The sequence below is a fragment of the Methylomonas sp. LW13 genome, from assembly GCF_016865255.1.
GTDB lineage: Bacteria > Pseudomonadota > Gammaproteobacteria > Methylococcales > Methylomonadaceae > Methylomonas.
This window is the reverse complement of sequence record NZ_CP033381.1, coordinates 4,527,334-4,547,433: the sequence shown is the minus strand read 5'-3', so window position 1 is coordinate 4,547,433 and position 20,100 is coordinate 4,527,334. Positions and strand designations below refer to the sequence as shown.

The 20,100-nt window shown below is 53.6% G+C and carries 16 protein-coding genes; 8 read left to right on the top strand and 8 right to left on the bottom strand.

Annotated elements, in window-relative coordinates; genetic code table 11:
- Window positions 1–49 precede the first annotated feature (49 nt).
- The 3 genes from hypE (at window position 50) to JL719_RS20570 (ending at window position 4,509) form a co-directional block, all read left to right on the top strand.
- The gene (hypE, locus tag JL719_RS20580) at window positions 50–1,087 is read left to right on the top strand and encodes a hydrogenase expression/formation protein HypE (RefSeq protein ID WP_033159123.1); all 1,038 of its coding nucleotides are present in this window, start codon (window positions 50–52) and stop codon (window positions 1,085–1,087) included.
- Entirely contained in the window at window positions 1,087–3,498 is a 2,412-nt protein-coding gene (gene hypF, locus JL719_RS20575) for a carbamoyltransferase HypF (protein WP_033159124.1), read from the top strand. Before hypE ends, hypF begins: the two co-directional genes overlap by 1 nt.
- A 231-nt stretch (window positions 3,499–3,729) precedes the next feature.
- Entirely contained in the window at window positions 3,730–4,509 is a 780-nt protein-coding gene (locus JL719_RS20570) for a hypothetical protein (protein WP_033159125.1), read from the top strand.
- 90 nt (window positions 4,510–4,599) lie between these two features.
- On the opposite strand, the gene JL719_RS20565 is transcribed toward JL719_RS20570, so the two are convergent.
- The 3 genes from JL719_RS20565 to JL719_RS20555 all read right to left on the bottom strand — a co-directional run bounded on the left by JL719_RS20565 (window position 4,600) and on the right by JL719_RS20555 (window position 9,272).
- Window positions 4,600–7,698 carry an efflux RND transporter permease subunit gene (locus tag JL719_RS20565; RefSeq protein ID WP_033159126.1) on the bottom strand — a complete coding sequence of 1,033 codons (3,099 nt, stop codon included), beginning with the start codon at window positions 7,696–7,698 and terminating at the stop codon, window positions 4,600–4,602.
- A 190-nt stretch (window positions 7,699–7,888) separates the two neighbouring features.
- Entirely contained in the window at window positions 7,889–8,563 is a 675-nt protein-coding gene (locus tag JL719_RS20560; RefSeq protein WP_033159127.1) for a hypothetical protein, read from the bottom strand.
- Window positions 8,564–8,621: 58 nt separating this feature from the next.
- A complete protein-coding gene (locus tag JL719_RS20555; protein WP_033159128.1) occupies window positions 8,622–9,272 on the bottom strand; it encodes a PEP-CTERM sorting domain-containing protein in 651 nt (216 codons plus the stop codon).
- Between the two features lie 352 nt (window positions 9,273–9,624).
- Between JL719_RS20555 and JL719_RS20550 the strand changes: the two genes are divergently transcribed.
- On the top strand, window positions 9,625–10,863 hold the full coding sequence (locus tag JL719_RS20550) for an HD-GYP domain-containing protein (protein WP_033159129.1): 1,239 nt from the start codon (window positions 9,625–9,627) through the stop codon (window positions 10,861–10,863).
- Between the two features lie 137 nt (window positions 10,864–11,000).
- On the opposite strand, the gene JL719_RS20545 is transcribed toward JL719_RS20550, so the two are convergent.
- The 3 genes from JL719_RS20545 to JL719_RS20535 form a co-directional block, all read right to left on the bottom strand.
- Window positions 11,001–11,690 carry a VPLPA-CTERM sorting domain-containing protein gene (locus tag JL719_RS20545; protein WP_033159130.1) on the bottom strand — a complete coding sequence of 230 codons (690 nt, stop codon included), beginning with the start codon at window positions 11,688–11,690 and terminating at the stop codon, window positions 11,001–11,003.
- Window positions 11,691–12,056: 366 nt separating this feature from the next.
- Complete coding sequence (locus JL719_RS20540; RefSeq protein WP_033159131.1) at window positions 12,057–12,620, bottom strand: VPLPA-CTERM sorting domain-containing protein; 564 nt, start codon at window positions 12,618–12,620, stop codon at window positions 12,057–12,059.
- A 22-nt stretch (window positions 12,621–12,642) separates the two neighbouring features.
- Window positions 12,643–13,812: a LamG-like jellyroll fold domain-containing protein gene (locus tag JL719_RS20535; protein WP_033159132.1), complete on the bottom strand. Its 1,170-nt coding sequence runs from the start codon at window positions 13,810–13,812 to the stop codon at window positions 12,643–12,645.
- 344 nt (window positions 13,813–14,156) lie between these two features.
- Here JL719_RS20535 and dnaB point away from each other — a divergent pair, with 344 nt between their 5' ends.
- The 3 genes from dnaB (at window position 14,157) to JL719_RS20520 (ending at window position 17,636) form a co-directional block, all read left to right on the top strand.
- Entirely contained in the window at window positions 14,157–15,551 is a 1,395-nt protein-coding gene (dnaB, locus tag JL719_RS20530; protein WP_033159133.1) for a replicative DNA helicase, read from the top strand.
- Complete coding sequence (gene alr, locus JL719_RS20525) at window positions 15,548–16,678, top strand: alanine racemase (protein ID WP_033159134.1); 1,131 nt, start codon at window positions 15,548–15,550, stop codon at window positions 16,676–16,678. Before dnaB ends, alr begins: the two co-directional genes overlap by 4 nt.
- A 115-nt stretch (window positions 16,679–16,793) precedes the next feature.
- Window positions 16,794–17,636, top strand: a complete 843-nt coding sequence (locus JL719_RS20520) for an SEL1-like repeat protein (RefSeq protein WP_033159135.1) — start codon at window positions 16,794–16,796, stop codon at window positions 17,634–17,636.
- Between the two features lie 89 nt (window positions 17,637–17,725).
- Here the strand turns inward: JL719_RS20520 and JL719_RS20515 are convergent, their stop codons facing one another.
- Window positions 17,726–18,541 (bottom strand): DUF2797 domain-containing protein, encoded by an 816-nt coding sequence (locus JL719_RS20515; RefSeq protein WP_033159136.1) that lies wholly within the window; start codon window positions 18,539–18,541, stop codon window positions 17,726–17,728.
- A 72-nt stretch (window positions 18,542–18,613) separates the two neighbouring features.
- On the opposite strand from JL719_RS20515, the gene ppa reads away from it, so the two are divergent.
- A complete protein-coding gene (ppa, locus tag JL719_RS20510) occupies window positions 18,614–19,159 on the top strand; it encodes an inorganic diphosphatase (protein ID WP_033159137.1) in 546 nt (181 codons plus the stop codon).
- A gap of 15 nt (window positions 19,160–19,174) precedes the next feature.
- Here ppa and JL719_RS20505 read toward each other — a convergent pair whose 3' ends face one another.
- Complete coding sequence (locus JL719_RS20505) at window positions 19,175–19,942, bottom strand: GGDEF domain-containing protein (protein WP_051670463.1); 768 nt, start codon at window positions 19,940–19,942, stop codon at window positions 19,175–19,177.
- Window positions 19,943–20,100 lie beyond the last annotated feature (158 nt).

Here is a 20,100-nt window from a genome sequence, read left to right as displayed (position 1 = left end):
GCGTACCCTACATCTAATCCATTCGCCAGAACATCAATAATTCAAACCCATGTCCTACTCCCATTCACTCAATCTAAAATCCGGCCAAGTCGATCTCACCCACGGCGGTGGCGGCCGGGCGATGGCGCAATTGATTACCGAACTGTTCGTTAAGCATTTCGATAACGACTTGTTGCGCCGGCAAAACGATCAGGCCTTGTTTGATGTGCCGGCCGGTCGATTGGCGATTAGCACTGACGGCCACGTGATTTCGCCGTTGTTTTTTCCGGGCGGCGACATCGGTTCGTTGGCGGTGCATGGCACGGTCAACGACGTGGCGATGTCCGGCGCCAAACCGCTTTACCTGAGCGCCGGCTTCATCTTGGAAGAAGGCTTGCCGCTGGCCGACCTGGAGCGCATCGTCATCAGCATGGCCGCCGCCGCCAAGGCTGCTGGCACGCCGATTGTCACCGGCGACACCAAGGTAGTGGAGCGCGGCAAGGGCGACGGGGTGTTCATTACCACTACTGGCGTCGGCATCGTGCCGGACGGGGTGAATATTTCCAGCGACCGCGCCGAGGCCGGTTGCGCGATTTTGCTCAGCGGCAGCATCGGCGACCACGGCGTGGCTATCATGGCTAACCGCGAGAACCTGCAATTCGAAACCAGCATCGTCTCCGACTCGGCGGCGTTGCACGGTTTGGTGGCCGAGATGGTGTCTGCGGCACCGGCGGCGATCCGCTGTTTGCGCGACCCAACCCGCGGCGGTTTGGCGGCGGCCTTGAACGAACTGGCCGGCCAATCCGGCGTCGGCATGGTCATCGACGAGGCGGCGATTCCGGTCAAGGCCGAGGTCAAGGCCGCTTGCGAAATCCTCGGCCTCGACCCGCTGTATGTCGCCAACGAAGGCAAACTGGTCTGTATTTGCGACGCCGCTGCCGCCGAGACCTTGCTGGCGGCGATGCGCCAGCATCCCTTGGGCCGCGATGCCGCCATCATCGGCCAAGCCATCGCTGACCCGCACCATTTCGTGCAAATGACCACCGCGTTCGGCGGCCGGCGCATCGTCGATTGGCCGGTCGGCGAACAACTGCCGCGCATCTGCTGATGCCCGGCAAGGCCATCCGCGCGCGCGGCGTGGTGCAAGGCGTGGGCTTTCGGCCGGCGATCTGGCATTTGGCGCGCGAGTTTGGTTTGGTGGGAGCGGTGTGGAACGACGCCGAAGGCGTAATGATTCATGTGCATGGCGACGCGGCCGCTCTGGAACGCTTCGCCGCCGCCATTCCCAACCAGCTACCGCCGCTGGCGCGCTTGGACACCTTGGAAATCACTGATTTAGCCGGGGAGGCGGCGGACAGCGAATTTCGTATTGTCGCCAGCCAATCCGGCCGTGCCGAAACGGCAATCGCCGCCGACGCCGCCACCTGCCCGGATTGTTTGGCGGACATAGCCGATCCCGGCAACCGCCGCTACCGCTACCCGTTCACCAATTGCACGCACTGCGGGCCGCGCCTGTCCATCGTCCACAGCGTACCTTACGACCGCTGCCACACCAGTATGGCGGTATTTGCGATGTGCCCGGAATGCCAACGCGAATACGATGACCCGGCCGATCGCCGTTTCCATGCTCAGGCCAATTGCTGTCCGGTTTGTGGGCCGCAGCTCTGGTTGGAGGCGGCTATCGGTCCCTCGCTCGGCGTGGGAATGCAGCCGGAACCGGCGCGCGGTCCGGGACGCCGGAGCGTCCAAGACGGGGTTCCCACGCGGAGCGTGGGAATCATGAACGCAGGCGTGATGAACGATGTCATTCACCAAGCCGCGGACTTGATTCGTCAAGGCTACATCCTCGCCATCAAAGGTCTGGGTGGTTTTCACCTCGCTTGCGATGCGAGTAATACCGGGGCTGTCGACAAGCTCAGACAACGCAAGCGCCGTTACGCCAAGCCGTTTGCGTTGATGGCGCGGGATGCAGCGATGGTAAGCCGTTATGCGCTGATCAATTCTCGGGAACTGTCAGCCTTGGAGGACCGCGCCGCGCCTATCGTGCTGTTACCAGCGCAAGGCGAATATCTAGCGAGCGGCGTTGCGTCGGGCGACGACAAGCTGGGGTTCATGCTGCCGTACACGCCCTTGCATAGCTTGCTGATGCAAGAATTGCAGGCGCCCATCGTGTTGACTTCGGGCAATATTTCCGACGAGCCGCAATGCATAGCTAACGCCGAGGCGCGGGAAAAATTAGCGGGCATCGCGGATTATTGGCTGCTGCACGACCGTGACATCGTTAATCGCCTGGACGATTCGGTAGTGCGTTTGATGGATGGCAACATGCGCATGCTGCGTCGGGCGCGCGGCTATAGTCCGGAGGTTTTGGTATTGCCTCCGGGTTTTGCGGAATTCGGCAATATTCTGGCGATGGGCGCCGAGTTGAAAAACAGTGTTTGTTTGCTGAAAAACGGCCAAGCGCTGGTCAGCCAGCACATCGGCGATCTGGAAAACGCCGCCGTGCAACTGAATTACCGGCACACCATCGATTTGTACAAAAAGCTTAACGACTTTCGGCCGGTAAAGATTGCAGTCGATAAGCACACCGGCTATCTATCGACCCAATACGGTCAGGCCTTGGCTGCCACTGAATCCATCGAATTAGTCGGCGTCCAGCACCACCATGCCCATCTGGCGGCTTGTCTGGCCGAACATGGTGTTGATCTGAACGCACCGCCGGTATTGGCGGCGATCTTCGATGGTTTGGGCATGGGTGAGGATGGTGAATTATGGGGTGGCGAATTTTTATTGGGCGATTACCGGAGTTACACGCGGCTTGGATATTTCCAGCCTATTGCCTTACTCGGTGGTGCCCAGGCGATGCGCGAACCCTGGCGGAATACTTATGCGCAACTGCGGCATTATTTCGATTGGCCGATTTTACAGCGTGACTACGCGGATTTGGACTTCATGGGGCTGTTGGTCGGCAAGCCTTTGGCAACGTTGGATACGATGCTGACGAAAAACCTCAACTCGCCGCTCGGCAGTTCCTGCGGGCGTTGGTTCGACGCCTATGCCGCTGCTTTGGACTTACATCCCGAGCAAGTGCATTTCGAAGGCCAAGCGGCGATTGCCATGGAAGTGTTGGCGACGCCGGTATTTAATGAGGAGCAGGCTTACCCGGCGACCTGGTCTATGAAACTGAACGGCGACCTTCTGGTATTAAGTTGGCGAGACCTCTGGAAAGCGGTATTGGACGACCTGACATGCTGCACCGATAAGGCTCTCATAGCCGCTCGTATCCATCATACCCTGGCTGCCGGGACGGTCGAAGTGCTGAATCGATTGAGTCGTCAAACCGGCGCAGATTGTATTGTCTTGAGCGGCGGCGTGTTTCAAAACCGCTTGTTGCTGGAATCGGTCTGCGAGCAATTGCGCCAACACGGCAAAACCGTGTTATCGCCGCAACGCTATCCGATGAACGACGGTGGATTGGCCTTGGGGCAGGTGGTGATCGCGGCGGCCGCACATGGATGATATGCAGTGTTGATAAGGTTGAATTGCGGACCATGTCGTCTAGCAGTTAATCTGTGCGGGAGACAATTGGCGATCGATGTCGGTTGATGATTTGCGTTAGAATGTTTTGCTGTTTCCGTTTCAACGCAAAAGCGTCAGGTAGTTCCATAAAATGGCAGCAATACTCATCACTTTGAAACACATTGTCAGTAAATCTTACTCAACGAGGCAATTATGAAAGCAAGAGGACGAATGAAAAAGCTATTAATGTCAGGCCTGTTTTTCGCTTGTATCCCTTATTCCGAGGGTTATGCCGCAACCACGCTTTATACCCAAGACTTCGAAAATCCCAATGCCGGCGCATTTGTGAACGATAGCGGTGATGTCAATATTTTTAATCCTATCAACGCCCTTTATGGTGGGCAGCCGGCCGGTTTCCAGTTCGCTCAAACCTTTACCGTGGAAACATTGCGAATTGGCGGCACACAGGCTTGGGGGACCGGGTTTCTCGACCCGCAAGCGCGGGGGGGAAACTATGCGATCAGTATGCTTTCGAGCGTCCAGAACGATCTTTTAGGTCTGTCCTTTAATATTGGAACACACAAATATCTGAATTTTCAGATGGATGTGTCCTCGATAGATTTGGATAGATGGGGTGGCCCTTTTGTAGCTTCGGGAGGCGTTGCGCCAGTGTTTCGTTTCTCGCTTTTTGACAATCCCGGCGGCGGTACAGGCGTAACTGGGGGAACATTGTTAAGTTTTGCGGATGTGACTGGAACCGCAACGGCACTTAAGAACACTTTCGATTGGACTAACCACATCATAGCGCTTGATGCGACAGGGAACACCAACGGCAACGTGATATTGCAAATCGATGAGTTACAAGGCGGTTATGCAGCGCTGGATAATTTTGTGATCGCGGCATCCGATAAACCGGGTGATGTTGGTCAAGTGCCCCTCCCGGCCGCTGCTTGGTTGTTTGGTAGCGGTTTGCTCGGACTGCTGGCTCTGAGGCCAAGCAAGCGCGGTTAGGTTGTAGGTTTAGCTATCGTTCAACTGGCGAGGCGGGTTCGCTAGTTGATCAGACAGGGCGAGACCAATGTCTCTCCCTGTCTGTCGTCGTCAAACCTGTTTCTCAAACGCTACCTCAAACCGGCCATAACGCTGCAAAATCGCCGGCAACAGCAGTAAGTTCAGTATGGTCGACGAGGCCAATCCGCCGATGATGATGGCAGCCATTGGCCCCATGATTTCCCGGCCCGGATTATCACTGCCTACCGCAATTGGCAGCATGGCCAGCGCGGTGACCAGTGCGGTCATCAGGATGGCCGGCAGGCGTTCCTGGGCGCCGCGAATCAAGGTCTCCGTCGACCAGATCTGGCCTTCCAGTTCAATCAAATGCCGGTAATGCGAGATCAGCATGATGCAGTTGCGCACGGTGATGCCGAACAAGGTGATGAAGCCGACGAAGGAGCCGACCGACAGCGTGGCGTCGGTGATGACTACCGCCGCGACGCCGCCCAATAGGGCAAAGGGCAGGTTTAGCAAGGTCAGCAGCATGTGCCGCAGGCTACCCAAGGCGATGAACACAAAAATCAGCACGCCGGCGCCGGCCAGCAGAGCGTGGATGATCAGCGTCTCGCGGGCTTTGGCCTGTTCCAGCGCCGCACCGATGAACTCCGGGTAGCTGCCGTCGCGCCAGCTGAGCTCGTTTTGCACGCGCTGTTTCAATTCGATCATGAAGGCGTCCATATCCCGATCTTCGACCTTGCAGGTGACGGTCTGGATGCGTTGTGCTCCTTGATGCAGGATGTTGTAGCGGCCTTCGCCGTGGCGGATTTCGGCCACTTCGCCCAGTAGCACCCGCTGGCCTTCAGTGTTTTTCAACGGCAACTGAGCCAGATAGTCCGGCTGACTGCGCCATTCCGGCGCCAGCGCCACCGCGACATTGAATATGCGGTTGCCTTGCAGATTTTTACCAACGATACGGCCTTCGTAAGCGGTTTGCAGGGCGGTCATCACTTGGGCGGGGCTGATGCCGCGAAACTTCAATTGCTCCAAGTTCAATTCGACTTGCAGTAAAGCGGTGGCGGGCGGCGAGCGCAGTTGCACGTCTTCAGCGCCGGGAAGTGTCTTGACCAGCGCGGCCAGTTGCTGGGCCTTGCGGTCCAGTTCGGCCAGATCGTTACCGTAGATATTGACGACCACCGGCGCGGTGTAGCCGGAAATAGTTTCATCGACCCGTTCGGTCAAAAAGGTGTTGGCTTCGTAATTGATGCCGGGGAATTGTTCCAAAACTTCGCGTAGGCGGTCTAGCACCCGCTGTTGCTCTTGGCCGGATAATGGTTTTAAGCGCACTTCGTATTCGCTGTAGTGGCTGCCGTAAGTGTCGGCGCCGCGTTCGGCACGGCCGGCCCATTGCGAGACCGACTCGACGCCTTTAATCGCCATGATTTGCTCGGTGAGTAAGCTGCCGACGCGGATGGATTCTTGCAACGAAGTACCCGGCACGCTGGCGGTGTGGACGATGAAATGGCCTTCGCGTAGCTCCGGCAGGAATTTATGATCCAATCGCAGAAAGGCGGCAACGCCGATCAAGCAGGCAAGCGCGCCTAGCATCGCCACGGTTTTGAAATGCCTGATAGCCCAGAGCAATTGCTTGGCATACAGTGGTTTAAGCCGGCGCAACACGGGTGGATCGCTATCGTCCGGCAGCTTGTTGCGAAACATTAAATGGCATAGAGCCGGTGTCAGCGTTAGCGCCACCAACAATGACATCAAAATCGCCAGGATATACGACACGCCCAGAGGAGCGAACAAGCGGCCGCTGACGCCGTCCAGCGTCAGCAGAGGCACAAACACCAAAGCCACGATGAAGCTGGCATAAACCACCGAACTGCGAACTTCCAGCGAAGCCTGATAAATTACAGTTTCCGCGCTATCCGGAAAGATTTTTACGCGGTTTTCGCGCAGGCGCCTAAAGATGTTTTCGGTGTCTATAATGGCGTCGTCCACCACCTCGCCCAGCGCAATCGCCAGCCCGCCCAACACCATGATATTCAGATTGACGCCAGATTCCAGCAGTACCAGCGCGGCGGTCAGCAGCGACAACGGAATGGCTGTAGCGGCGATGAAGGCGCTACGCAGATTGAACAAGAACACATATAGCACTACCAGTACGAACAGACCGCCGATCAGTAAATGCCCGGACAGGTTATGCACCGAGGTTTCGATGTAATCCGCCGGCCGGAATAAATGCGAGTAGAAATCCACGGCCTGCTGCTTGAAAATCGGTTGAAACTCTTCCAATACGGCCTCGACCTGCCGCGACACCGATAAGGTATTGGCGCCGTACTGGCCAATCACCATCATCACGATGCCAGGTTTACCCATGATTTGCGCCGCGCCTATGGGCGGCTCGGCGCCATAACCGATCTGCGCGACATCGCCCAAGGTCACGTTCATGCCGTCCTGGCGTTTAACGATCAGTTGCTTGAATTGCTCGGGATTGACCGGCTGGCCGCTGATTTGTAACGTAAAGCGCTGGTTGGCGTTTTCAATGAAACCGGCGCCGTTCATTTCCGCCGCCCCGGCTGCTGCGTTGACAATGTCGTCTATTGAGAGATTAAAGCGTTGCAGGGCCGCCGGTTGTAACTGCACCTGTAGTTGCTGAATATCGCCGCCGAATACGTTCACATCCGCCACGCCCGGCACCGCCAGTAGGCGCGGCACCAAGCTCCAATCCACCAAGCCGCGCAGTTCCATCAAGGTCTTGCTGTCCGAACTGATGCCTATCGTCAATACTGTTGCCGACGAAGAAGATAAGGGTACGGCAATCGGCATTCCCACGCCAGGCGGCAGTTGCTGACTAAGGCCGTCTAGCCGTTCGCTGATCAATTGCCGGTTGCGGTATACGTCGCTAGTTTCGTTGAAGGTGGCGGTGACGATGGAGAGGCCTTGAATCGATTGCGAGCGTAAGGTTTGCAGCCCAATTAAGCCGCCAACGCTTTTTTCGATTTGCTGAGTCACCAGCACTTCCACTTGCTCGGCAGCCAGGCCGGGGGCTTCGGTCTGGATGATGACTTGTTTGGGCGAAAATTCCGGAAAAATATCCAGACCGGCGTTAGCCAGACGGTAACCGCCGTAAACGAACAGCAGTAGCGCCAGGGCCACGACGATGCCGGAATAACGAATGGAAAAACGGACCAGAAGTGCAAGCATGAGCGACGAAAGGGGTGAAATAGCGGGCTATTGTGCCTTGTCGGTCAGGATTGGTCCATGTTGATACGCTGCTTTCCTGGCTATGCGGATAGAAAGAAGGCTAAGCTGTGTGGTGATTTTCGAGCGGAATGGTGCTTAAAAAATCGCCTCCGCGCTAGTGGCGGAGGTGAGCGTTGTAGATTTTTTAAAATCAGGAAAGCGATTTTTTGCGGGACAAGGCGATGAAGCCCAATAATGCCGAACCCATTAAGCCAAAGGCTGTCGGCACAGGAACTGGGGTTGTGGTGGTTAATAGTCTGAACTGTCCATCCCATTTTGTCGGGCCGGTGAAGTTCAAGCGAAAACTATGCAGGCTGGCAAATACCGCAGGATTAGTAAAGTCGCTGAAACTTACCAAGTAATTATTGTTGCTGGTAAACGTTTTGATACCGGAACTTGAGCTGCCGTTGGCTACCATTTCCACGTTGACACCCAGATCGATTGCCAACACCTCCAGCAGGATGGCGTTGCCGTGAGCGGTTAAATCGAGCGGATCGAAATTCCACAGAATGGAAGCGCCACCGGCCGAACGGCCATCATTCGATATGATCAGCTGGTTGCCGCCGGAAACGATTTCCGTGGTGTTGGCTGAGGCGGTTCCCGAGGCTTGAGCGATAAAGGTCCTCGAGGCATTACTCAGGTCCGTGCCGGTAAGAGCAGACACTGTATCGCTGGTAGAGCCTGCGCTACTGCCGTCGTCGAATGCGGTTTGAGCATGGCTGAAATTATCAATCGTCAGTATGCCTGCTTGGCTTTGGCCGGATAGCACTAAGCCCAGGCTTAGCAGCAAAGGCGCGAGGTTTTTGTGAAAATGTTTAGCATTCATATGAGTTATCCGTGAGCAGAATTGAAGTTTGGAAATCAGAAGATTTTGACGGCAGGCGTTAAACCGCTACTAGTTTTTGGCGTTTGCCGCCGACAATGCCCAAAGCGCCTATGATCAATAAAGCGGTGACGGAAGGTTCCGGGACCGTTGATAACTGGCTGAAGTCAGCGTCCCAGGCGGCATGGGTGCCTCGTAATTTCAGCTCCAGACTGTTTAGGTTCTTGAAAGCCGCAGGATTCGAAAATTGTGAGAAATCAAATCTAATAGTGCTGGGTGAACCGATTGCAACGCTGGCCAAGTTCTGAAAACTTAGCAGCGAAGTACCGTTGGCGATCATTTGAATTTGGTAACTGGCGTCGCTAGATTCTGTCGTCAGCAATATCGCGTTAGCGAAAGTAGTGAAATCGACCGCAGCGAAGTTGTAAAAGATACTAGCGGTGCCGGCTGAATTGCTGCTGTTACCGACCGTTAACAAGCCGTCTTCTACAAAAATTCTGGTGGTACCGCTAGGGGTGGGGCTGGAATTTAAGGTTCGTTGCAAATTGCTTAGATCAGATCCGGATACATTAACTGGGCCATTGACTGTGTTTGTAGTGGACTGACGGGTGGCAAAATTATCGATCACTGTTGCCGACTCGGCGGCTTGAGTGAAGAAGGCTAAAATCAGGATTAATCCGGATAAGGGCATTTTCGGCATTACAGCATTCATGTCGATTCCTTTTTGTCAGTGGCTGAGAGATAAGTGATTCGCGTGCAAGCCATTGGGTTGCATAGTGCGTCACTCTAACTAAGCATTAGTAATGCCAACTTAATTTAGATTAATCCAATCAATTATTTAAATGTGATTTGGTAGCGCTTTTTCAGCTGAGCTGCTGACAGCCGGGGCAGAGGTTACGACAGATTTGGCAGGATGGCATGGTGCTGTCATGCGTGGCATTTAATAATGAGCGCAGTTGCTGCTTGTGGTCTTGGTGAGTGAGTGGGAATGTTTCCGATACTTTGCCGATCCTTTCAAAGTGCGATAGCATCGTACTAACACCTTCAATCTGGAGTTCAGCCTCATGGATAGCCAACATATCGATTTGCACCGCTCCATTATCTCCCTGAGTTGTGCGCTGGATTTAGTCGGTATCGACGAAGTCAAGCACGGTAAGCGGGTCGCGATGATGGCTTGGCACATTGCCGGCAAGCTCGATTGGTCGGCTGTTGATAGATTAAGCATTCTATACGCCGGTATGCTGCACGATTGCGGGGTGGCAAAGGTTCGCGAGCATAGGCATTTGACCGAATCGCTGGAGTGGGACGGTGCGGAGGCGCATTGTTTACGCGGTGCGGAATACTTGCAAGCCTGCCCGCCGCTGGCCTATCTGGCGGAGGAGATCCGCTATCATCACACGCGCTGGGAGCAATTGGTTGAATTGCCGCTGGTGCCCCGGATAAAGCTGCGTGCGAATCTGTTGTTTCTGGCTGATCGGATTGACGTGTTGCAAGCCCCGTATTTGGCCAGCGAGCAAATTTTGGTGGCCGCGCCCAAAATAGTGGAGCGCTTACTGAGTTATTCGGGATCGCTGTTTGCGCCTGAGCTGTTGGCTGCATTTTCGGAACTGGCGAAAAGTCAGGCGTTTTGGCTGGCGATGGACCCGGATTATCTGGATGAGGATTTACGCGAATTGGGGCGTGATTTGCCGACGGTAGACTTGACTTATCCTTCGCTGCGGGAAATGGCGCGGCTGTTTTCGCGAGTGGTGGATGCGAAAAGCCCGTACACCGAGCAGCATTCTGAACGGGTTGCGCAGATCTCCAGACAATTGGCATTGGATTTGGGTGTGACCGGCTGCGATCTGGAACAGGTGGAAATTGCCGGTTTATTGCACGACATCGGCAAATTGCGGGTTTCCGAGGACATCATAGACAAACCAGGCAGCTTAACTGCCGAAGAGCGGGCCTGCATGCAGCGTCACAGTTACGATACTTACCGAATTTTGCAACGGGTGTTTACCGACTCCAAAATTCCGCAATGGGCGGGTTTGCACCATGAAAATCTGCGTGGCGAAGGATATCCGTTCAAGACCATCGGCAAGTCTTTGGAGTTGGAGTGCAGGGTTATCAGTGTGGCCGATATTTTTCAGGCTTTGGCCCAGTCCCGCCCATATCGCGAGGGCATGTTACTGGCTGACATTATCCAGCACCTCAGGCAGCGCGTGGCGGAAGGGGTTTTGGATGGCGAGGTGGTTGCCAAGTTGATCGAGAATGCGGACTTTTATTACGAATTGGCGCAAGGCAATTACTCGATGGATTAAACCGGCGGCCAAAGGGCTATGCTTGTCCGCGACATCCAGGCCTGGGCCTTTTAAAATATTCGCTCGAAGCCGAAAACACAAAAGCCGGAGGCATCTTTAGGCCTCCGGCTTTTAGCGACAGCGAGCTAAATGGCTGATTACGCTTGGCGTTGTTTTCTGGTATTAAAACCTATCAAACCGAGTAAGCCGGAACCCATCAGCCAAGCTGCTGCCGGCACCGGGACCGCGGTAATGGGACCGCTTCCGCCATTGTTGTCCAGGCAATATTCAACATAGAGCTCTGCCGCTTTGAAAAAATAATCTTTGCTACCATAATCCTTCACGCCCAATACGGCCGTCAATGAAGCGAAGCCGGTTTTGGAAAGAAAATCGCTAACATCCAAGCTGATATATTGTTTGTAGCCATCGACTTCGGTCCAGCTCGTGGAAACGTTGGAGCCGTTAATCGATGTTATACGAGCGTATTCGTTTTTGTCTTTTAACAGGCCATTTAAGATGATGGAGTCGTCGGCCGATGTTGAGTCGTCACGCAACCATATTTTCAGCAGAGCGCTGTTGATAAAGGTGGTGTCCAGCTGATAGTTGAAGTTAAGGGTGTAGCTATCGTTGCTGCTAATGTTGTCGGCTTTCGAAATTAGCGTGCCGTTGCTGCCGCCTGATAACGTCAGGCTCAGTTTTTCCAAATCGCAAGATGCCTGGTTGCCGCAGCTACCGTGTTCTGACTGATTGTCGTGTTCATGTTCGTGTTCAAACCCATTCGACGCAAAGGCGGAGGAAGTGAATAGGGCCGAAGATAATAGGATGGAAGCAGTAAACAGCGTTTTCATAGCAAGTACCCAGAAGTAATGAATGGAAATTTATCGGAGGTGATTGGACGCAGAACAGGATGTGTGCGGCAAATCATCTGGTGAGCAGTTTATCCGGGTATGTAACGTCGTTTAATTGTCCGTTCGTGCCATGACAATTTTGTCATGGCGGACGGTTTGGGCGGAGTGCTTGGATAGCGGGATCGCTCAGGTGCGGTATGGATTACCTCCCATCCGAGTCGACTGTTGGGCAATAAGAACAACTCACAGATCTGAAAGCGGTATCACAAAGCGCGAATTGCCCGCTCATTTGCTTAAAGAGGCGGCCGAGAATATTTTGCGAAAACACCGCCTCAATTTTGCAGGCGGTGTTTATTTTGAGTCCTCTCAGATGCGGCGTTGCCCGATAAATCCCAGTCCCGCCAATGCCGCGCCAAACAGCCATGCGGCTGCAGGTAACGGCACGGTCGTGATATTGATCGAGGCATTTGCCGTTAATACATTGCCGTTGGATAGCGTGTCGGTGTCAGGATCGAACAAGGGATTAAACGGGCTGCGGGTGAATAAATCGTAAGTCAGTACAATTTGGCCAAAGACGGTGCCCTGCGCGGCGTTGTCAGCAATTTTAAAACTACCTACGCCGGTTTGGCTGGCGGCATCGAATGTCTGCCCCCAGACGGTGCTGGCGCCAAAGCCCGGTCCCACAACGAAGAAATTTTCGGGTGCGCTGATAAAGTCCGTGAATATACCTGGGGAGGTAGAGGACTGAAATTCCGCACCGGTCACCACGAGGTAGTTTTGCGTGTTGGTGAGCAGGAAGCCCCAGCCCACGGTATCGCCCGCATCGCCTTCGATTAAGCCGTTTGTCGGCTCTAATTGTAATGAGGTCGCTGCTTGGCTAGAGGGAAGAATACACAGCAAACTGGCTAACAGGATAAGTTGTTTGATCATCAGAATATCTCCTTATTAAGGTCTAGCGGAATTGATTGGTTAAGGTTTTCGATCCGGTTACTTCGCCGTTATTGCTGCTAAACGGGATGACAGCTTTAAATCTGGCGCTATTTGGGCAACCGCTAAAATTGATTGTGGTGGTGCCGCTCACTTTAGCCCCTGCCTGGATGTTGCCGACGCCTAACGGAAAGGATAAGGGACTTGTAATGACTGGGTTACAAGCGGCTCCGGAAGTTTGTGTAAGGGTTAAGCCGTCGATCTGGGTATTTTCGGCGATACATCCGCTCTTGTTTGACAGGGTGATAGTCCATTGGCGTTCAGTTTGAGTACCCGATTTAGCGGTGATAGATGCAAACAACTCAGGAAGATCACCTACTCCACAACCCACTGGGTTTTCTATAAACCGGTCAGAAAAGTCCGTTTTAACATCGTCCCAGACAATTAAATTGTCAATTGCAACACTAGCGCCTGAGATATTGTAAAAGTAGGCGAGAGCAAGGCGTGAGCCATCAGGTATGGCACCCCATGGTGAGGCATCATGGTAGCGCTGTGTTGTAACAAGGTTTCCATCAAGATAAAGATAAAGCTTACGTCCACCAAATTGCGCAATACCTGTTTCATTCCATACCATCGCATAATGGTGCCAGGCTGAACGGTCACCAAGAATGCTATCTAATGTTCCGGATTGGGTTGCAGTATCCACTAGCCCACTACAAAAGCTATTAGTTGCGACCCCTACTGTCCCGTAAAAGCCGAAGCCACCACAGCCGTTATTAGACCCAAACCCCATTCTCCAATGAAATACCGGCAAACTAGGTGGAGGCACGTAAAAAATCATAGTCACTGCATCAAAAAAGTTACTTGGGAAATTACTGAGTTTTGCCCAGAATTCTATTGTTCCCTTACTTTTTGACACAACGGATGTGGCAGGAAAAGTTAAGGCAAACACGTTTGAGTTCCCAACGTCATTCACAAAAGACTGACCAAAATTAGCAAAAGGGCCTGGCGCGAAATGCCCAGCTGTTTTTTGGCCTCCAGGCCCCACTTCGCTATTCGCAATCTCAGCATCACTGCCCAATTTGTTCCATAACACCACATTCCCGGTTTCAGCTTGGGCTGCAGGGCTGAACAAGCCGAGCAAAGCCAACAGGCATGCGATGGCAGATAGGGTTTTGCGTTTAATTCCGTTCATAGAATCCTCCTTTAGGGAGTCAAGAAATACAATATGCCGCAACCCGTTTATGGTGTCGGTTAGCTGGGTAGGGCAGGCGAATAGTTAGAATTATTGTAAGAAAAGAGGATGGAGCGAAGCGCCATGGCCGGCAACAAGCCGATATAAGCCAGGATAGGTGCCAAAATTTATGGTACGAAATATAAGGTAATTAGGCAATCGATAACTAGTGAGTTAATTCTGTGGCTTGATGACATTTAGGGTTGATTTGTTTGATTTACCGGCATTCGGCAGAGCGCTCGGCGCTGCCGCTATGGGCATAGCCGGGTATAATTCGCGGCTATTGTTGACAACCCTTCTCCGCCATGTCCGAAGACTACTATTTCACCCCCGATCAAGCCGTCGAATCCCTAAAAGTGCCGCCGCATTCCATTCAAGCCGAGCAGTCGGTGCTGGGCGGTTTAATGCTGGATAACCAAACCTGGGATTCGGTGGCAGACAAGGTGGTCGAGACCGACTTTTATCGCCGCGACCATCGATTGATTTTCCGTGCCATCGCCCAATTGGCCGAAAAGCAGGACCCGTTCGACGTGGTGACTTTGTCCGAGGTGCTGGAAACGACCGGCGAATTGCAGGATGTGGGCGGTTTGGCTTATTTAAGTACGCTGGCGCGCGATACGCCCAGCGCCGCGAATATTGTCGCCTACGCCAACATCGTCCGGGATCGTTCGGTTTTGCGGCAATTGATTCATGTCGGTACCGAGATTTCCGATTCGGCATTTACCACTGAGGGCCGGGAAACTGCCGATTTGCTCGAAAATGCCGAACGCAAGGTCTTCGAAATCGCCGAGCAGCGCCAACGTGGGCAGGGCGGGTTTAGCTCGATCAAATCCTTGCTGGCCAAGGCCGTGGATAAAATCGAAACTCTCTACGAACTCGATGGCGACATCACCGGCGCCAGCACCGGCTTCACCGATCTGGACGAAAAAACCTCCGGTTTGCAGCCCGCCGATTTGATTATCGTGGCTGGCCGGCCATCGATGGGTAAAACCACGATTGCGATGAATATGGCTGAAAACGTGGCGCTGAAAAGCGGCATGCCGGTTGCGGTGTTCAGTATGGAGATGCCGGGCGAATCCTTGGCGATGCGGATGATGTCGTCGCTGGGCCGCATTGACCAGCATAAAGTCCGTACCGGCAAATTGGACGACGACGATTGGCCGCGTTTGACTTCGGCGATCAATCTGCTCGCGGAAACCAAGATGTTCATCGACGACACGCCGGCCTTGACGCCGACTGAAGTCCGCTCGCGCGCCCGGCGTTTGACCCGCGAACACGGTCAGTTGGGCCTGATCGTGTTGGACTATTTGCAGTTGATGCAATCGCCTGCAAGCGGCGATAACCGGGTGCAGCAGATTTCCGATATTTCCAGGGGCTTGAAGGCGCTGGCCAAGGAGCTCAATGTACCGGTGATCGCGCTGTCGCAGTTGAATCGGAATCTGGAGCAGCGCCCCAACAAGCGGCCGGTGATGTCGGACTTGCGCGAGTCCGGGGCGATTGAGCAGGATGCCGACTTGATCATCTTCGTTTATCGCGATGAGGTCTACCACGAAGACAGCCCGGACAAAGGCATCGCCGAAGTGATTATCGGCAAGCAGCGGAACGGACCTTTGGGGACGGTGCGGTTGACTTTCCTGGGCCAATACACCCGTTTCGAAAACTTTGCCGGCGTTTATAACGGCCCCGAGGATTACGAATGACGCCTGCGGCTTTTGTGCATCTGGATTTGGAAGCCGTGCGGCACAACTTGGCCCAAGTGAAGCGTTACGCGCCGGACAAAAAAATCATGGCGGTGATCAAAGCCAACGGCTACGGCCACGGCATGACGCGGGTAGCCACCGCTTTGGAAGCGGCGAATGGTTTTGCGGTCGCGCGGGTGGACGAGGGCGTCAGGCTGCGGCAAGCTGGATTTAAACAAGCCATCACCGTATTGCAGGGCTTTGTCTGCGTCGATGAGTTGTTGCAGTTGTTGAAGTATCAATTGGCGGCGGTGATCCATACCCCGCAGCAAATTGCCATTCTGCAGCAGCAAGCCGACGCCGAAGGCAAACTTGCTGTCTGGCTGAAAATGGACACCGGCATGAATCGCTTGGGCTTTAAAGGCGCCGATTTCAATGATGCTTACCAGCAACTGTTGGGCTGCGCGCGGGTCGAGCAACCGATCAATCTGATCACCCATTTTGCCAATGCCGACGATTTGCTGGACGATAAAACCCGCCGGCAAATCGATTTGTTCAACGACGCGGTCAAAGACTATCCCGGCGCGTGCAGCATCGCCAATTCCGCAGGGATTATCGGCTGGCCGAATGTCCGTTTCGGCACCGCTCAGGACCGCAGTAGCGATTGGGTGAGACCGGGATTGATGCTCTATGGCTGCTCGCCGTTTGCCGGTAAAACCGGTGCGGATTTTGGTTTAAAGCCGGTGATGAGTTTGCATTCACGGCTGATCGCGGTCAAGGATGTCTCCGCAGGCGAAACGGTCGGTTACAGCGGTACCTGGCAATGCAAAACCGCAACTCGGCTGGGCGTGATTTCCATCGGTTACGGCGACGGCTACCACCGCCACACCAAGAGCGGCGCGCCGGTATTGGTGAACGGCCAACGGGCTCCGTTAATCGGCCGGGTATCCATGGACATGATCACCGTTGATCTCAACGAACAATCGGATGCGCAACCCGGCGATCCGGTGACCTTATGGGGCGACGGCTTGCCGGTGGAAGAAATAGCCCGTTACGCGGAAACCATCCCCTACACCTTGCTGTGCGGGATCACGCAGCGGGTGCAGGTGATTGAGCAGAGGCTTTTGAGCGATGTGCCATTGGTCTGATGCATTGAGCGCCAAGTCTTAACGATCAAGCGATTTTCCTGGCAATGCGGGTTTTTTAGACATTCTCCCGAACAGAGACTGTACGGTCGCAAATAGTCAACTGGTTAATGGTTACATGAACAGCAAAAAATTACTTTTAGCCTTTGGCTCCGTCGCCTTGATCGCAGTCGCTTGGTTCTATTTCGCACCGCCTTATAAACCACCACGAAATTATCCGCCACTGGCGGATGCAGAGCAGCAAAGTATGGATGTGAAGTTATTCAACGAACTTTCGGTGAAAGGTTCCTGGCCGCCGCATTATACGAACGAAAGGCGGCAGGAGCTGATTCTGAATATGGCTAAACAAGGCTTTGAAGTTGCCGACTTAGCCTATCAATTGTTGGACGTGAAGTACGGTATGTCCGGGCGTCACTGGTTAACGCCGTGGGAGTGGGGCGCTTACCGGCATTTGCGGGATTTAGCAGACCGAGGTGACTCGTCTGCACAATGTCTCGCGGCCTTGGTGATTCGTCGCTGGCAGCTAAGCATGACGGATTACGAAATTTATGTTGTTCGTGCCGCCGAGAATGGGCAACCGTTTTGTGTATACAAGATGGGTGGTTTATTGATGCCGCCTGACTTTCCCGGCCAGAAAACAGTTTTAGATGAGCATAAAGGAGCCGAATTTATGTTGTTAGCCGCAAAAAAAGGGGTCCAAGAAGCCCAGATTTATTTGATGAATTCATATGCTCACGGTAGTCGAGGATATCCACTGAATATAGGAAAAGCTAAATGCTGGTTTTCGTTGGCGGAACAGGCTGATACTGGCGCAACTTTGACTGAACGGTCGAATTTAGATTGGCTGATACAGCAGGCGCAAGAAAAGGGTATAGATGTTTCGGATAGGTACGATCCTAATCAATGGTGTGACACCAAATTAACTGATAGCGCAAAAAATAAGGACCGTAAAGGGCCGTAGGATGGGTAGAGGCGATAGCCGAAACCCATCCTTGCATTATCGTGGCATCAGAAGAATGTGCGAGATTAGCAGCAGCCGGACTATTCCGATCAAACCACCACCTCCACTTCGTACCCCGAGTATTTGCGGATGTTGATCACGCCGTTGTCGAAGATCAAATACTGGCCTTTGATACCTTCTAAAATGCCGGACACTAATGGCTCTTTATCGAAATTAAACGATTTCACCTTGCTGGGGTATTGCAGTACCGGATAGTCCAGGGTGAGTGGTTCGGCATCGCTGAGCAACTGTAGCGGACTGTCGGGAAATTGCGCGGCGATGGTTTGCAACTGCTCGGCACATTCGGTGAGCAAGCCATCGCGAATGGTCGTTAAGTCCAAAGGTGCGGTGTTGTTTTTCAACATTTGCTGCCAGCTGGTTTTGTCGCTGACGTGTTGCGCCAGGGTGACTTCGATCAAACCCGACAGATGGCGAGAAACGACCTTAAAAATGGGTAAGGCTTGCACCGCGCCTTGATCGATCCAGCGGGTTGGGGTTTGCGATTGGCGGGTGATGCCCACTTTGATGCCGGAAGAGTTGGCTAGATAGACAATATGCGGTTGAAAGCAAAACTCCTCGCCCCAGCTCGGTTCGCGGCAGGTGCCGGCGGCGTAGTGGCAGGTTTCCGGTTTCATGATGCACATATCGCATTGCGCCAGCTTGATGAAACAGGGGTAGCAGTAGCCTTGATTGAAGCTTTTATTGGTTTTTTTTGCGCAATGCACGCAAAAGATTTGGCCGGTGTAACGTAGCGTGAGTTTTTTGCCCAACAGCGGGTTCAATTCGATTGCCTGCTCGCCGACCGGCAAGCGGTATTGCACTGGCGCGGCCAACGCGCTGGTCATTTTCTGCAGACTGCCTAACACTTGATTTAATCCCGATAGCTGAATAACGGCGGCTATAATGACAGCGTTTCCAGCGTACTCAAAGAGGATTCGATGTCATTCATGCAAGTTGCTGCGGGTGGCAACATTCCGTTTGAAATAAATGTGGTGGTCGAGATTCCCGCATTCAGCGATCCGGTCAAATACGAGGTGGATAAACATACCGGCGCTCTGACAGTGGACCGCTTCATGGGCACCGCCATGCAATATCCCTGCAATTACGGGTACATCCCGCAAACTTTGTCCGAAGACGGCGATCCGGTGGACGTAATGATCATCACGCCGGCACCGTTGCTGAGTGGCTGCGTGATCAATTGCCGGCCGGTAGGTGTGTTGAAAATGATAGACGAAGCCGGCCCTGATCCCAAGCTGTTGGCGGTACCTGTGCCGCGCTTGACGCCGTTTTACAATCACGTCAACGATTACAAGGATTTGCAACCAGACAAGTTGGCCAAGATCACCCATTTTTTCCAACATTACAAAGACCTGGAGGAAGGCAAATGGGTCTGTGTGGAAGGTTGGGGTGGCCTTGAAGATGCGCGGCAGGAAATTTTAGATAGTGTCGGCCGCTATAAAACCTCGCATAGCAGCCGTCGCTAATCTGTTGCTCTGTGGTTAGTTGATCGTTTGGGATAATTTCAGTTTTTTCGCGCGGTACATCGCGCTATCGGCCCGGTTCAGCAAGTCAAGGCTACTTTGGCCGTCGTGGTGATAGATGGCCGCGCCTATGCTGGCACTGATCGCAACCGGCTTGCCCTTAATGCTGCAAGTTTCGGCCAGCTGGGACTGAATTTTTTCTATCACCGCCGCCACGCTGCGATCAGCATCGACTTCACCCAACAACACCAAGAACTCGTCGCCGCCGTAACGGCAAGCGGTGTCGCCGCAGCGCAGACAAGCCGACAAGCGTTCCGCCACTTCTTTCAGTAATTGGTCGCCGGCCGCGTGGCCGAGTTCGTCGTTGATGTTTTTGAATTCGTCCAGATCGATAAACAATAGGGCGACCGGCCGTTGCTGGCGATCCGCTTGGGCCATGGCCTGTTGCAGTCTATCCAGCAATAAAACTCGATTAGGTAAGCCGGTTAACTCGTCATGATGTGCGCAATGCAGCGCTTGCCTGTAATTCTCGTTACTTTCCAGTAGTTGCTGTTCCAAGGTTTTGCGAGTGGCGTTCAGCGACTCGATTTGTCGGCGGGCGTCGGCCAGCTGTTGCTGACTAATCGCCAGGGCGCGTTCCAATGCCGCAAGCTCGGCTCGGGATTGATTCAATTGACAGCATTCGCTGTCGGTTTCGCATGCCGGTGTTTGGCTAAGCCAGCGCTGGGCGACGATGGGTGAAACAACAGTGTATTTATGTTGCTGGACTTTGATTCGGTTATCCATCACAGCGCCTCCATTAAGTCAGTGGCTGAATCGATGGCAGTCAACACTGCGCTAGAGAAGATCGAATTATCAACGTTCATGACAATAACCCATTTGAATTGAGTGGCCGGAAATCTCGTTAACCGAGGTTTGTTGGCTCAACTGGATCAATTCTTGTG